The sequence below is a fragment of the Bradyrhizobium sp. genome (genome assembly GCF_019242285.1).
Classification (GTDB): Bacteria; Pseudomonadota; Alphaproteobacteria; order Rhizobiales; family Xanthobacteraceae; genus Bradyrhizobium.
On sequence record NZ_JAFAVV010000575.1, the window covers coordinates 14,933 to 29,747 of the forward strand.

Below are 14,815 nucleotides of genomic sequence, written 5' to 3' on the forward strand. Positions count from 1 at the left end.
ATGCTCGATCGTCGGCTCACGGACGAACCGCGCATCGCGCGCCGGCGTTTCCTCAAACAGGCGGCGGCCGCGGGCCTCGTGACGAGCGTGCCCGCGCTTCCGGCTCTTGCACAGGACAAGGCGCCGGGCAGCGGCCAGCCTGTTCTCGCCGAGACGCTGGCCCGTTATGCGGCCGGCCTGAAATACGAGAATATTCCCGAAGACGTCGTCCGGCTCACCAAGCGCACCATCCTCGACACGGTCGGTTGCGCCTTCGGCGGCTATGAGGCGGGACCGAGCCGGATCGCGATCAAGCTCGCCGGCGATGTCACTGCGAAGCAGCCCGCGACCGTCCTGATCAGCGGCGTCAGGACCAGCCCGGACCTTGCGGTGTTCGCCGACGGCGTCATGATTCGCTATCTCGATTTCAACGATGCCTTCGTCAGCCTCACCCACGGCGCCGGGCATCCGAGCGACACGCTTGCGGCGCTGGTTGCGGCGGCCGAGGTCAACGGAGGCAGCGGCCGCGATCTCATCACCGCGACCGTGCTGGCCTACGAGGTGTTCTGCAAGGTCGCCGACGTCTTTGATTATCTCGGCAATGGCATCGACCACTCGACCATCACCGGCATCGCGGCGGTGGTCGGCGCCGGCCGGCTGATGGGACTGACGCCGGAGCAGATGGCCCATGCCATCGGCATCACCGTGGGCGGCAACACCGCCACCCGCCAGGGCCGCTCCGACGAATTGTCGAACTGGAAGGCGTTCGCCGCCGCCGATGCCTGCCGCAAGGCGATCTTTGCGATCCAGCTCGCCCAGAACGGCATGACGGGACCGGGCAAGGTGTTCGAGGGCACCTACGGTTTCTTCAAGGTGATGGGCAAAAAACCGGTCGAGCCACCGCAACTCGGCGAGCCCTTCGGCATCCGCCGCGCGTTCACGAAACGCTTTCCGCTCGGTCAGTTCTCCCAGACTGTCGCACAGGCGGCGATGGAAGTGCGGTCCTCCATCGGCAACCCGGACGACATCCAGGAGGTCAGCATCCACGTCTCGCATTCCGCGATCAAGATCATGGCCGACGGGCCGGACAAGTGGAAGCCGCAGACGCACGAGACCGCCGACCACAGCATCCCCTATGCCGCGGCGCTGGTCTTGATGTACGGCAAGATCGAGCCGGAATATTACGAAGACCCCTATCTGCACGACGCGCGCCTGCTCGACCTCGTCAGCCGCATCAAGGTGCTGCCGTCCGATGAAGCCGACCGGACCGAGCGGGAGTTCAATCTCTGCGAGATGGAAGTCGTGCCGAAACAGGGCCCGCACAAGACCGTCCGTGTCGAATATCACCGCGGCCATTTCAAGAACCCGATGACCGATGCCGAGATGGAGGAGAAATTCCGCCTGATGGCGCGGAAACATCTGCCGGCGGATCGCGTCGAGGCGCTGCTGCGCATCCTCTGGGGCCTCCAGAACGAGCCGCAGGTGAGCCGGCTGATCGCAGCGACGGTGGTTTGACGACTATCACGCAGTCCTTTCGAACAATTGCCGGATCAGCGTGGTGATCCGGCCCGCAGGCGAAACCATCTCGTTCATGACCGAGAAGTGGTCGGCGCCGGGGATCTCCTCATAGGCGACCGGCAAGCCGTATCGCGCGCGATGACCGGCGAAGTCCGCGGTCTGCCGCCGCAACAGCGGCAGCTCAGCCGCGCCGACCACGAGCGACAGCGGCTTCATCGGCCCGCCTGCTTGCGTCATCGGCGAGTTGCGGCGGGAGGCTGCTTCGTCCAATCCGAGCTTGGCATTCAGATAGGAGTGGCGGATCGGCTCGAGATCGTAGATGCCGGAAATGCCGAGGCCTGCGCGCACGAAGGGATGCGACAGCGCCATCGACGTCAGCTGGCCGCCGGCCGACCAGCCGGACACCGCAAGCCCTTTGGCATCGCCGCCGAGCGCAGGCAGTTCCTGTTGAAGGAAGTCGATCCCGGCGTGGACCTCGGCGACGATCTCGTCGAGCGTCGCCTCCGGCGCCAGCGTGTAGCCGATCAGCGCGACATTGATACCATGCGCCAGCGGCCCCTCGGCGAACAGCGTGAACGTCTCTTTCGCCCGCATCTGCCAGTAGCCGCCATGGATGAACAGCAGGGTCGGCGCACCGTCATGGGCCTTCAGGAAATCGACCCGGTTGCGCTCGCGCGGACCATAGCGGAGATCGAGCCTTGCGCCCGCGCGCGAACGCGAAGTGGCCGAACGCTCTTCCCAGCCGGCGACGATCGCGGCACTGCCGGCCACCGCCTCGCTGTTGTTCAGGCCACGATCCAGGTCTTCGCGGCTGAGCTTGCGCCAGTCGGGCGCATCGAACGGCGTCGTCATGTCAAACCTCCGAAAGCGTGCGTTGCCAGCCTGCCGCCAAATGGCCTAAGACCTGTAGCATGAGCCGATCGATCGGGAGAACGACATTGGCTGCCCAGGAATTGATCTGCGAATTGACCCGCGCAACCGCATGCGCCGTCGTCGACAAGCTCAGGGCCGGCGAGATCACGCCGCTCGAGCTGCTCGACGTGCTGGAAGCGCGGATCGCCGCGGTCGATGGCCAGGTCAACGCGCTGCCGATCCTTTGCTTCGATCGCGCGCGAGATCATGCCAGGGCCCTGATGCGGAAACCGGCCGGCGAGCGCGGCCTGCTCGCAGGGCTGCCGATCCCGATCAAGGACCTGTTCGACGTCGAGGGCGTGCGCAACACGCAGGGCTCCCCGATCTTCAAGGACGCCGTCTCGGCGAAATCGGATATCGTCGTCGAAAATATCGAGAGCAATGGCGGCGTGGTCTATGCGAAGTCGAACACGCCGGAGTTCGGCGCCGGCGCCAACACCTTCAACGAGGTGTTCGGCGCCACCCTCAATCCCTGGAACACATCGAGGAGCGCGGCGGGCTCCTCCGGCGGCGCGGCGGTTGCGCTGGCGACCGGCATGGCCTGGCTCGCGCACGGCACCGACATGGGCGGCTCGTTGCGCAACCCCGCGAGCTTCTGCGGCATCGTCGGCATGCGCCCGAGCATCGGACGCGTGGCGCACACGCTCATAGGAACGATCGACCGCAATCTCACCGTGCACGGCCCGATGGCGCGCAATGTCGAGGACCTCGCGCTGCTGCTGGACGCCATGACCGGTGAATATGCCGACGATCCGCTGTCGCTGCCCTCGCCGGCCATCCCGTTCCTGTCGGCGGCGCGCTCGGGAAAGAAACCGAAGCGCGTCGCCTATTCGCCCGATCTCGGCATCACGCCGGTGGACGTAGAGGTCAAGACCGTCACACGCAAGGCCGCGGAACGCCTCGCGGACGCAGGCGTCGTCGTCGAGGAAGCGCATCCCGACCTGCGCGAGGCTCATGAATGCTTCCATGTGCTGCGTGCCCTCGATTTCGCCATCACCAAGGCGCGGCTGTTGCGCACGAGGCGCGACCTGCTCAAGCCCGAGGTGATCTGGAACATCGAGCAGGGCCTCAACCTCACCATCGAGCAGATCGAACGCGCCGAGGCGCAGCGCATCGCGATGACGGCGCGCGCAGTGGAATTCTTCAAGACCTACGACCTCCTGCTCTGCCCCGCGACCGTCGTGTCGCCTTTCCCGATTGAGAACCGTTACGTCGCCGAGTGCGACGGCCGAAAGTTCGACAACTACGTCGAATGGCTCGGCATCGCCTATGCGATCACGCTGGCCTGCTGCCCGGCGCTGTCGCTCCCCTGCGGCTTCACCGCTTCGGGCCTTCCGATCGGACTGCAGATGGTGGCGCCGCCGCGCGGCGAGGCGGCGCTGCTTGCCGGCGCCCGGATGCTGGAAGATATTCTGGGTCTGCGCGGCGCCACGCCGATCGACCCACGGCCGCCCGCGGCGTAACAACCAACGCGAGTCATTCGCCTCCTTGCGCGTCCTTGACGGCAAGCGCATGCGCGAGCTCGGTCTGGCGTACCATGTCCTCGACCAGTTCCTCGACCGAGATGCGTGCCACGGTGCCGGTCAGAAGGCCCTGCTCCGCCAGCATCACGACGCCATGCACCCCGCTCCAGATCGCAAGCGCGTGGCGCTCGCGCAGGAAACCCGGCACCGGCGGCCCGAGCGCCTCGAGCACCAGCTCGAATGTTTCCCCCGCCGCCTGATGCAGCTCGCTGCCCGAAGGCGCGCCCGCCTTGGCCCGCGTCGCGAACATCAAGCGGTAGATGCCATTGCGCTTCAGGCCGAAATCGAGCGTGGCGCGCGCGATGCGCGACAATCTCGTTCGCCTCGACGGCTTCCTGATCGCCTCGCGCAGCACCGCACCGAATTGCCGGAAGGCCTCGGCGGTGACCGCGACCAGCAGCGCCTCGCGATCGGCGAAGTGCCGATAGGGCGCCGGCTGCGAGACGCCGAGCTCCTTCGCCAACGCCTTGATGCTGATCGTTTCCGGCCCCCCGCGCTCGGCCTCGCGGAGCGCAGCCTGCACCATGGCCTCGCGGAGATCGCCATGGTGGTAGGTATTCTGTGACTTGCGCAACAGCTCGGACGGCATCACCAGACTTCTTCTTGAACGATCAAGTACTTAGCTAGCGAAACGCAAATCGACATCATCGGGCCTTCATCGTATCCATGCCCGGCATGGACCACGAGGTTAGTAGCAGCGCGCAAGAGACGCACCTTCGACCTTACCACGGTTTGCGAGATAATTCCCATGTTACCAAGCACATTGCCCGCCGCGACAGGATTTGCTCATAACAGCCAATTGAGATAACACGCAGCTTCCCTGACGAGACTTAATACCTGCTAATCGCTTGATGCGTACGACGAGCGTGCTATGTAGGGTGCCAATCACAGGAAAGATGACGTGGCCAAATCGAAGAAGAAAAGCACGACGCGCAAGCCTTACACCGCTGCTGATGTCAAGCTGTTGAAGCAGCATTCCAAGTCGAGGACGCCGGTGGCGAAGATCGCCAAGGCCATGAAACGCTCCGAGGGCTCCTTGAGACAGAAGGCGCTCAAGCTCGGAATCGGCCTCGGCCATCAGCGATAGCCGGATCGAAGCCTCGCATCCATGCTCGCCGAAGCGCGTTACGATGCCCGCCATGCGGGCGTCGTGGTGGCGTTTGGCTTGAGCGCGGTCAACGAGCACAGCGCACGTCTCTCCCAACGGCGATCCAAACAGCCCGTGGGCATGAGTCCGCGTTCCCGCGCCGCGATTCGCATCCGGGTTTCGTGAGCGAAACGCCCTTCAAGAATGGAGGGCGCAGGGAATGCCGGGCGCTGGCCTCGCCCATGGCCCGCCTGCAACAAGAAACGCAGGCGGCAGTCACCACAGGTTCAGCCGAGACATCCCGGCATTCCCCGCGCGATGGTTTTAACGCTTATACCGTGATCTCCTCGGTGCTCCGGGCTCTCTGGCCACCGTCGCCTCGCAGATTCGTCATCCACGAGAACTTGATCCCAGCGTCGGGGGATCGGGACCACACGGCTTCGCAGTCCGCGTCGACTGCGCTCGTCTCGCGCACCGACACGTCCATCGCATCCCGCCTCCAACGTCCGTGACGATCGCGAAACGCCCCTCCGATCGGAGGCGGGATGGCGCTGATGATACGACTGATGCCGGCAAATCGCCAAACGATTTATTTTTTTCCGAAGGGCTGGACAGGACGGCCAAATCGCTCGCGCAATTCGTAGGGCGGATCAGCGTTCGCCAATCCGCCCTACGAACTCGTCAGCTCGCGCGAAGTCCGTGAAATCACGGAAATCCCTCTTCGCCAATGCAACGAGAAATTGACCATGCTGGATCGCAGCCCAGTGCGCATGCGGGGTCGAGCGCGGCGACCGGCTCGACGTCGCGGATCTTGCACCAAAAGAGCGCGGCAGCGGCGATTGGATCGCAGCCCCTAAGGCTTTTTCAATCACTCAAGCCCCACGCTGTCTCGGGGGTGACAGTGAAAAATTCTCGAACCGCGCTCGACCGACCAGGCTCCAGAACGGCCTCGCCCGGACCTTGCGATCCGGCAACCGGCAAGCCCGCGCCGACCAGGCCTGGCATCCTCTGGACCCTGCTGAGCGGCGTCCTGCTGATCGCCGGCATCATGATCGGCACCGCCCTCATGATCGACAGCTTTCGCGCGCGGACGATCGTGAGCGCCGAGCGTGATCTGGAGAATGTCGGCCTTCTGCTCGCTCGACACTTCGACCAGAAATTCGAAGATCTGGTCGACGCTCAGGCACGTCTTGCCAAAAGGCTGGCCATTTCCGATATCGTCTCGTTGGAGGACTTCAGACAGCGGCTGTCCACGCCGGCGATCCATGAGCTCCTGGCCGACGATAACAGCGACACCTTCGATACCGGAGACATCTTCCTGTACGATTCCAACGGCGCCATCGTCAACACCTCGCAGGCTGGCCCGCTTCCGAACATCACCATCGCGGATCGCGGCTATTTCCGGTCGTTCAAGGACAAGACGACGTCGGCGACGACGGTGATGGAACCGGTCGTCAGCCGTATCACGGGCAAGCCGACCACGATCCTCGCCCGCAGGCTGCTGAACGCGAACGGCGCCTTCCTCGGAGTCATGACGAGGCGCATCGATACCTATCAGTTCGACAAATTCCTGGATACGCTCTCCCTTGGCGTTGGAACCACCATCACCATTGCCAGCCGCAGCGGCGTGCTGCTGGCGCGGCTTCCCCGCACCGACGATGCGATCGGGAAGGATGTTCGCCGGGGAGTGGTTTTCAATCGAGCCATCGCAAGACCGGGACCTGCGACGGCGCGCGCGATCAGTCCGGTCGACGGCGTCGACCGGTTGGCTTCGGCGCGCGAACTGCGCAATTTTCCCATCGTCGTCATCACGACGATCGCGACCGACGCCGCGCTTGCCGAGTGGAAAGAGCAAACCAGGCTCCTGATCGTGGTCGCCTGTCTGGTGACGGTCGTGATCGTCTCCATTTTTCTCCTGATCGGCCGGCAACGCGAGCAGGCGGCGTCGATGCTTGCCGAGCGGCTCGCCGAGCTGGTGCAGGCCCGCAACAGCCTCGAAGCGCAGAAGAGCGAGCTCATTGCGACGACCGAGGCGCTCAGCGTCGCCAAGGATGCCGCCGAGGCGGCGAGCCGGGCCAAATCCGATTTCCTGGCGATGATGAGCCACGAGGTCCGCACCCCGATGGCCGGCATGATGGGCATGATCGATCTGCTCGCCGCGACCGATCTCGACCATGAGCAGCGGAGCCTCGCGGGCATCGCAAACGAATCAGCGCGCAACCTGCTCACCGTCGTCAACAACATCCTCGACTTCTCGAAGCTCGAAGCGGGTCAGCTCGAGCCTGAATCGATCCCGTTCAGCGTCAGCAACTCGGTCAACGCAGTCGCGCTTCTGATGGCTCCCAAGGCACGGGATCGGGGCCTCAAGCTCGAGACGTCGATCAGTGACGACATGCCCGCCCATCTGAATGGCGATCCGAGCCGGCTTGGCCAGATCCTGCTCAATCTGGTCGGCAACGCGATCAAGTTCACCGAACAAGGAACGGTCCGGGTCGCCGCGTCGCACCGTGCGGTCGCCGGCGGGCTGATCGAGCTTCGCATCGAAGTCATCGACAGCGGACCTGGCATTCCTCCGGATGTCCGGGAATCGCTGTTCACGCCGTTCACCCAGGCCGATTCGTCGGTCTCGCGGAAATATGGCGGCACGGGTCTCGGCCTGGCCATCTGCAAGCTGCTGTGCCGGACGATGGGCGGCGATATCGGCGTCGAGAGCGAGATGGGGCACGGCAGCAAATTCTGGTTCACGCTGCAGTGTCGCGCGGCCGATGGTCCGCCGGAGGTCGTCGCACCGTCTCTTGCGCCCGTCCTCGACCCCGAGGCCGCCGCCAATCTCAGCGTCCTTGTTGCCGAGGACAACAGCATCATCAGGAAGCTGGTATCGAAACTGCTCGAGAAGCAGGGTCTCCGGGCGGACTTCGTCGGCAACGGCAAGGATGCCGTCGCCGCGGTCCGGCAGAAACCCTATGACCTCGTGCTGATGGACATGCAGATGCCCGAGATGGACGGCATCTCCGCGACCAAAGCGATCCGTGCGCTCGGCGGGCCCGCGCGCGACGTGCCGATCATCGCCCTGACCGCCAATGCTCTGGTGGGACAGCGGGAGAGCAGCTTCGTCGCCGGAATGAACGACTTTCTCACCAAGCCGATCCAGCCCGACGCGCTTTATGCCGCCATCATGCGCTGGGGCGCCATGAAGGCCAGGGAGCCGGTCTGAATCATCGCGCCGAACCTCGCTGATGCGACCATGCGGCTGCGCCAGATGCACAGGCCATGCTCCTCGCGCGCGAAATTTGATCCGCCACCGTGTTGGGCTTGCATTTGCCCACGGGATCAGGAAGCTACCCTGGATTGTGCCCGCGCCCCCGGCGCGCCAGCAGAGGGCTCGGAGCGGAATTGTGCCTGCAAAGATCGTTACCGTCGTGAACATGAAAGGCGGCGTGGGCAAGACCACCACGGTTATCGCGCTCGCGGAAACCCTGGCCGCCGTCGACAATGCGAAAGTGCTCGTGATCGATCTCGACGCCCAGGCGAGCGCCTCCTACTCGATAGCCGGTGACCGGGTCCTGGCGGACCTGATCCAGAATGATCGCACCATTGACGCCTATTTCGAGGCGTGTCTGGTTCACAATCAGCCGATTCCCCTGATGGACCTGATACATCACAATGCAAGCAGCATCACGCATCGCAGCGCGGCCCCCTTGCCGATCTCGCTGCTGGCATCGTCGGTGAATCTCAGGGTCACGGAACGCGAAATCGTATATGCGCTCACGGAGAGAGGGTACGGAATGAATGCCATCGAAGCTCGGGCCACGAAACGGCTGGAGACCGACCTCCTCTCGGCCAGCCGGGAGTTCGACTACATCATCGTCGATTGCGCGCCCGGCATCTCGGCCTTCACCGCGGCGGCAGTGTCGCTGGCCGAGCTCGTCATCGTCCCGACCATTCCGGACTATCTGTCGACTTACGGCATGCAGGCCTTCGTCCGGCGGGTATTTCCCGAGCTCGCTGCCGGTTCCAATTCGCGGCACAAACCCCATGTGCTCATCAGCCGGAAAAAGCCGGTCAAGGATCAGCAAGCGTATCACGATCTGCTGCGTCAGTACGCCGCCAGACAGGAATCCGAGTTTTGCCTGTTCGAGACCGTCATCCCGGACAATCAAGCCGTGTCGACGTCAGTGGGCAAGCACCACAAGACCTATCTTCAGAAGTACCCGGTTCCGCTTTCCAGGTCTTACGGGCAGCTCGCGGATGAGGTGAAGGCGGTATGGCAATGAGACTGGATGGATTCGCTGTCTTGAAAGCAGTCGGCAGTCATGCCGATCTGTTCGCCGAATCGTGCGATGTCGCAGACGCCGCAGCCCTGAAGATCGTCGCAACGCAACTCAAGACTCAGGCATTGGATCTCGAGCGCTTGACGCGAATCTACAAGGCGCTGGGCGCCGATACCTTTGCGCTCGCCCTCGAACATCTGGCTGACGCAATCCCGAGAGCACTGGTGCGGCGAATCGATCCACATCACGCACAGGCTCCAGCCGATTCGGCCGCGTGGACGAGGTCACATCTGATCGCGCTTGCCAGCGGCGCAGCCAAACCCGAGCCCCGCCCGCACAAGGCGGAAAAGACAGCTTCCGTCAAGAAACGGAAAAAGCCCAAAGCATCCGGGGATGATATTGCCGAAGGCTTCTGGGCAACGTCGGTCGTGGCAAAGTCGCCCCGGGCATCCAAGACGCAGCGGAAGTAGCCTGCCGCAAACTTGGCAGGATGGCCTGCGCCGGATCGTCCCCGGCCACACCACCGCGATCTTTTTACTTGACAGTACAACGTCCGCGCAAATGTAATAGGATATAACTTGCCGGCGCGCCGAGGGCAGCACCGGCGCACAGGGAAACGGGATGCGCGCAGAACATGCCGCGCGATTCGTCAAGGAGGGGCACGCGCCATGGGAAAACTGAAGATCCACGTCGACCAGGACAAGTGCCAGGGCCACGCGCGCTGCAAGTCGCTCGCGCCGGAGCTGTTCGAACTCGACGAATACGGCAACGCCCATGAGGTCGGCGACGGCGTGGTGCCCGCGGGGCTGGAGGACAAGGCGTATCTCGCGCAGACCAATTGCCCGGAAATCGCGATCGAGGTGACGGAGGAGTGATCCTCCGCACCCGTGTCGAACGTCGTCGAGCGAACAGGAGTCCCATCATGTCCGATGCCGAGAGCTATCTGCCCGAACATCCGCCGGTCACCGACTGGGTCAATGATTTCGATCACACCGATCCGCGCTGGACGGAAAACCCCTACCCGATCTGGGACGAATTGCGATCGGCCTCGCCCGTGGTGCGCACCGAGCGCTTTCTCGGCTGCTACATGCCGACGACCTATGAGGCCGTGCGGGCGATCGCCAACGACACCGAGCATTTCTCCTCGCGCCGCGTGATCGTGCGCGACGTCCGCCCCGAGCAGACCGCGAAGGCGCCGCCGATCACCTCCGATCCGCCGGAGCACAAGCCGGCCAAGCAGCTCCTGCTGCCGCCGTTCACGCCGGACGCGATGAAGAGACTGGAGCCGCGGGTGCGCGCGATCTGCAACGAGCTGATCGACGGCTTCATCGCCGACGGCCGATGCGACGCGGCGGCGCGCTACACGCGGCACATCCCGGTCCGCGCCATCGCCCACATGCTCGGCATCCCCGAGAAGGACGGCGACCTCTTCATCCGCTGGATCCACGAGATCCTCGAGCTCGGCATCAAGGACCAGCAGACGCTGATGAAGGCGGCCGAGGAGATGGACACCTATTTCGCCGGCCATGTCGCGCATCGCAAGACCCATCCCTCGGACGATTTGATCAGCACGATGATGAATGCGCGGACCAAGGACGGCAGGCCGCTGGACGAAGCTCACGTGCTCGGCTCGCTGCGGTTGCTGCTGATCGCCGGCATCGACACCACCTGGAGCGCGATCGGCGCCTCGCTCTGGCATCTGGCGGGGACGCCGGCGGATCGCGAGCGGCTGGTGAAGGAGCCCCATTTGATGCCGATGGCGGTGGAGGAGCTGCTGCGCGCCTACTCGCCGGTGACCATGGCGCGGGAGGTGATGAAGGAGACGGTCATCAGCGGCTGCCCGATCAAGCCCGGCAACATGGTGCTGCTGTCGTTCCCGGCCGCCAACCGCGACCCCGCGATGTTCCCCGACGCGGACAAGGTCGTGCTCGACCGCAAGGAGAACCGCCACGCCGCCTTCGGCCTCGGCATCCACCGCTGCGTCGGCTCCAACCTCGCGCGCATGGAAATGACGGTCGCGCTCGAGGAATGGCTGAAGCGGATACCGGATTTCCGGCTCGATCCGGCCGGCAAGGTCACCTGGTCCGAGGGCACCGTGCGCGGCCCGCGGCAGTTGCCGCTGCTGTTCGGAAAAGCGGCCTGAGCGTCCAGCTTTCGCGCTTCCTCCGTGCCAAGCCGTCCGCTAAGGTCGGCGCCTGGCGCGGAACGAAGGACGAGAACGAATGGCCGAGCAGCGGGAACCGCCGCCGGACTCCAAGCTGACGCGCAGCAAGCAGCGCTGGGCACAGGAAGGCCGCTTCCTCACCGGCAGGATCGCACGTCCCGAAACCGAGCGCCTGCCGCCGGGACAGCACCTCACACGCGACTGGCCGACGCTCGACCTCGGGCTCACGCCGGACATCCCGCGCGAGCGCTGGCACCTCGACGTCTATGGCGCGGTCGAGCAGCCGGTGTTCTGGAGCTTTGCCGCCTTTCTGGCCCAGAAGCAGACACAATTCACCTCCGACATCCACTGCGTCACCACCTGGTCGCGCTACGACAATCAGTGGACGGGGCTCGCGACGCGCGACCTGCTCGCCGCCTGCCAGCCCCGCGCGCAGGCGCGCTTCGTCGTGCTGCATTCCTACGACGGCTACACCACCAATCTCGCGCTGGAAGACTTCGCCGCCGAGGACGCCCTGCTCGCGCATAGCTGGTGGGGCGCACCGCTGGAGGTGGAGCATGGCGGCCCGGTGCGCCTCGTCGTGCCGCATCTCTACTTCTGGAAGAGCGCGAAATGGCTGCAGGCGATCGAATTCCTGGAGCATGACGCGCCGGGCTATTGGGAGGTGCGCGGCTATCACAACCGCGGCGATCCCTGGGCCGAGCAACGCTATTCCGGCGACTGACGCGATTTCCTTCTCATTCGAGTTTTTCACGGGAGCATCCATGGCGACTGAACGATTCACCTTCACCGGCGAAGGCGGCCATCAGCTTGCCGCCGCGCTCGACCTGCCCGAGCGCGAGCCCGTAGCCTATGCGCTGTTCGCGCATTGCTTCACTTGCGGCAAGGACGTGCTGGCGGCGAGCCGGATCGCGGCCGCGCTTTCGGCGCGGGGGATCGCGGTGCTCCGCTTCGACTTCACGGGGCTTGGCGCGAGCGAGGGCGAGTTCGCCAACGCGACCTTCTCGTCCAATATCGCCGACCTGGTCCGCGCCGCCGACCATCTGCGCGAGACCAAGAAGGCGCCGGCGATCCTGATCGGCCACAGCCTCGGCGGCGCCGCCATTCTCGCCGCCGCCGGGCGGATCAAGGAGGCCAAGGCGGTGGTCACCATCGCCGCCCCCTCCGATCCCGAGCAGGTCACCGACCTGTTCAAGGGCAAGATCGAGGACATCCGCAGAGAGGGCAAGATCGAGGTCGCGCTGGCCGGCCGCCCGTTCACGATCACCCGCCAGTTTCTCGACGACATCCACGAGCACGGGCTGATGGCGCGCGTCACCATGCTGCGCAAGGCGCTGCTGGTGATGCATTCGCCGACCGACGACACGGTCGCGATCGACAACGCCACCCGCATCTTCACACAAGCAAAACATCCCAAGAGCTTCGTCTCGCTCGCCGACGCCGATCATCTGCTGAGCAACCGGCGCGACACCACCTATGTCGCCGACGTGATCGCCGCCTGGGCGAGCCGCTATGTCGAGGCCGCGGCACCAGCGCAGGCACCCGCGCCCGGCGAGGAGCCGCGCCAGGTCACGGTGCGCGAGACCCGCAACGGCAAATTCCAGAACATGGTCGCGGTCGGGCCGCACCAGATGCTGGCCGACGAGCCCATCTCCGTCGGCGGCATGGACTCCGCGCCCGGTCCCTACGACTTCCTGCTCGCGGCGCTCGGCGCCTGCAAGTCGATGACCATGCGGCTCTATGCCGACCGCAAGTCGTTTCCGCTGGAGCGCGCCATGGTGACGCTGCGCCACAGCAAGATCCACGCCGAGGATTGCGCGGAATGCGAGACGAAGGTGGGCCTGCTGGACCAGATCGACGTCTCGATCGGGCTCGAAGGCGCGCTCGACGCGGAGCAGCGCCAGAAGATCCTCGAAATCGCCGACAAATGCCCGGTGCACCGCACATTGACCTCGGAGATACGTATCGTGACGAAGGCCGCTGATTGAATTAGCATTGGGAAAACGAGGAAAGGCCCATGCCCGCCGTCTCGCGCATCGATCCCAAGACCATCTTTACGCCGGAGGAATGGCGCCGCCTGACCTCGCGCACCCCGTGGCGCGGCCTGTGGCTCGTGCTGCACGCCTGGGGCACCATCGCGGCGTCGATCGCGCTGGTGACGATGTGGCCCAATCCCCTGACCTGGCTCGTCGCGGTGATGCTGGCCGGTACGCGGCAACTGGGTCTCGCCATCCTGATGCACGAGGCCGCCCATGGCGGGCTGCACACCGACAAGACGTTGAATGAATGGATCGGGCAATGGCTGTGCGCGGTGCCGGTCGGCGCCGATCTTTCGAGCTACCGCTCCTATCATTTGCAGCATCACCGCTTCACCCAGCAGCCGGAAGATCCCGACCTGTCGCTGTCGGCGCCGTTTCCGGTCACCACCGACAGCTACCGGCGCAAGGCGGTCCGCGACCTGACCGGACAGACCTTCGTCAAGCAGCGGCTGCCGCTGCTGCTGGCGCTGTTCAAGCCGGCGGAGGGCGATGCGTCGATCGCGCATGAGAGCTTCGTCTCGGCCGGCAAGGACAAGACGGTGCGCTTTCTCGTCGTCAATGCGCTGTTGTTTCTGCTGTGCTGGCTCGCTGGCGCCGGCGTCTGGTTCGTCGGCGTCTGGCTGCTCGCGATGGCGACCTGGCTGCCCTTCGTGACGCGCATCCGCAACATCGCCGAGCACGCCTGCACCTCGACCGGCGAGGACCCCTTCAGCCATGCCCGCACCACGCTCGCAAACCCGATCGAGCGCGCATTGATCGCGCCCTACTGGGTGAACTATCACGCCGAGCATCATCTGTTCATGTACCTGCCGTGCTACCGCCTGCCGGACGCGCACCGGCTGCTGGTCGAAAAGGGCCTGATCAAGCGGATGGAGGTGCGGCCCGGCTATCTCGAGGTGATGCGGCTCGCAACCTCGCGTCAGCGCGCCGCATCCACTGCGAGCGGCTGAACACGGAGTGCGCCGCGCAGGCCGGCGGCGGTGCCGAGCAGAATTCCGGCAACCGCGACGAAGGAGCTGAGCGACAGCGTGGAGATTCCGGTCAGGCCCTGCCCGACCGAACAGCCATAGGCCATCGCGCCGCCCGCGCCCATCAGCGCGGCGCCGCCGGCCGAGCGCAGCATGTGACCCGGTGACCGGTAGCCTTCGAGCTTGAAACGGCCGGTGACGAGCGCCATGAGCAGGCTGCCTGCGAACACGCCGGCAACCGTCGCGATGCCGAAATTCAGGGTCAGTCCGGTCGACAGCATCACATATTGCAGCGTGTCGGCGATCGGCGCGATGAAGGTCAGCGAGGTCACAGGCACCGGATTGAAATCGTCG

The 14,815-nt window shown here is 64.9% G+C and carries 15 protein-coding genes; 12 read left to right on the top strand and 3 right to left on the bottom strand.

Translation table 11 applies throughout. The annotated features are described in order from the left end of the window. On the top strand, positions 1-1,494 hold the full coding sequence (locus JOY90_RS23360) for an MmgE/PrpD family protein (protein WP_291693479.1): 1,494 nt from the start codon (positions 1-3) through the stop codon (positions 1,492-1,494). Between the two features lie 6 nt (positions 1,495-1,500). On the opposite strand, the gene JOY90_RS23365 is transcribed toward JOY90_RS23360, so the two are convergent. Continuing rightward, positions 1,501-2,349, bottom strand: coding sequence for an alpha/beta hydrolase (locus JOY90_RS23365; RefSeq protein WP_291693480.1), 849 nt, complete (start codon positions 2,347-2,349; stop codon positions 1,501-1,503). Positions 2,350-2,450: 101 nt separating this feature from the next. Between JOY90_RS23365 and JOY90_RS23370 the strand changes: the two genes are divergently transcribed. Continuing rightward, on the top strand, positions 2,451-3,872 hold the full coding sequence (locus JOY90_RS23370) for an amidase (RefSeq protein WP_291693493.1): 1,422 nt from the start codon (positions 2,451-2,453) through the stop codon (positions 3,870-3,872). Between the two features lie 13 nt (positions 3,873-3,885). Here the strand turns inward: JOY90_RS23370 and JOY90_RS23375 are convergent, their stop codons facing one another. Further along, positions 3,886-4,521: a TetR/AcrR family transcriptional regulator gene (locus JOY90_RS23375; RefSeq protein ID WP_291693481.1), complete on the bottom strand. Its 636-nt coding sequence runs from the start codon at positions 4,519-4,521 to the stop codon at positions 3,886-3,888. A 312-nt stretch (positions 4,522-4,833) separates the two neighbouring features. Here JOY90_RS23375 and JOY90_RS23380 point away from each other — a divergent pair, with 312 nt between their 5' ends. The 10 genes from JOY90_RS23380 to JOY90_RS23425 all read left to right on the top strand — a co-directional run bounded on the left by JOY90_RS23380 (position 4,834) and on the right by JOY90_RS23425 (position 14,443). After that, a complete protein-coding gene (locus JOY90_RS23380) occupies positions 4,834-5,019 on the top strand; it encodes a hypothetical protein (RefSeq protein ID WP_291693482.1) in 186 nt (61 codons plus the stop codon). Positions 5,020-5,040: 21 nt separating this feature from the next. Beyond that, positions 5,041-5,205 (top strand): hypothetical protein, encoded by a 165-nt coding sequence (locus JOY90_RS23385; RefSeq protein WP_291693483.1) that lies wholly within the window; start codon positions 5,041-5,043, stop codon positions 5,203-5,205. A 715-nt stretch (positions 5,206-5,920) separates the two neighbouring features. After that, on the top strand, positions 5,921-8,233 hold the full coding sequence (locus JOY90_RS23390) for a hybrid sensor histidine kinase/response regulator (RefSeq protein ID WP_291693484.1): 2,313 nt from the start codon (positions 5,921-5,923) through the stop codon (positions 8,231-8,233). A 181-nt stretch (positions 8,234-8,414) separates the two neighbouring features. Next, positions 8,415-9,293 carry a ParA family protein gene (locus JOY90_RS23395; RefSeq protein WP_291693485.1) on the top strand — a complete coding sequence of 293 codons (879 nt, stop codon included), beginning with the start codon at positions 8,415-8,417 and terminating at the stop codon, positions 9,291-9,293. Positions 9,294-9,313: 20 nt separating this feature from the next. Further along, positions 9,314-9,760, top strand: coding sequence for a hypothetical protein (locus JOY90_RS23400; protein ID WP_291693486.1), 447 nt, complete (start codon positions 9,314-9,316; stop codon positions 9,758-9,760). 198 nt (positions 9,761-9,958) lie between these two features. After that, the gene (locus JOY90_RS23405) at positions 9,959-10,165 is read left to right on the top strand and encodes a ferredoxin (RefSeq protein WP_291693487.1); all 207 of its coding nucleotides are present in this window, start codon (positions 9,959-9,961) and stop codon (positions 10,163-10,165) included. Between the two features lie 47 nt (positions 10,166-10,212). Next, complete coding sequence (locus JOY90_RS23410) at positions 10,213-11,433, top strand: cytochrome P450 (protein WP_291693488.1); 1,221 nt, start codon at positions 10,213-10,215, stop codon at positions 11,431-11,433. A gap of 79 nt (positions 11,434-11,512) precedes the next feature. After that, positions 11,513-12,178 (top strand): sulfite oxidase-like oxidoreductase, encoded by a 666-nt coding sequence (locus JOY90_RS23415; protein ID WP_291693489.1) that lies wholly within the window; start codon positions 11,513-11,515, stop codon positions 12,176-12,178. 40 nt (positions 12,179-12,218) lie between these two features. Further along, positions 12,219-13,442, top strand: coding sequence for an alpha/beta fold hydrolase (locus JOY90_RS23420; RefSeq protein WP_291693490.1), 1,224 nt, complete (start codon positions 12,219-12,221; stop codon positions 13,440-13,442). Positions 13,443-13,471: 29 nt separating this feature from the next. Next, positions 13,472-14,443 carry a fatty acid desaturase family protein gene (locus JOY90_RS23425; RefSeq protein ID WP_291693491.1) on the top strand — a complete coding sequence of 324 codons (972 nt, stop codon included), beginning with the start codon at positions 13,472-13,474 and terminating at the stop codon, positions 14,441-14,443. Here the strand turns inward: JOY90_RS23425 and JOY90_RS23430 are convergent. Then, a partial coding sequence (locus JOY90_RS23430) for a YeeE/YedE thiosulfate transporter family protein (RefSeq protein ID WP_291693492.1) occupies positions 14,413-14,815 on the bottom strand: 403 nt, incomplete at its 5' end. The genes JOY90_RS23425 and JOY90_RS23430 overlap by 31 nt on opposite strands.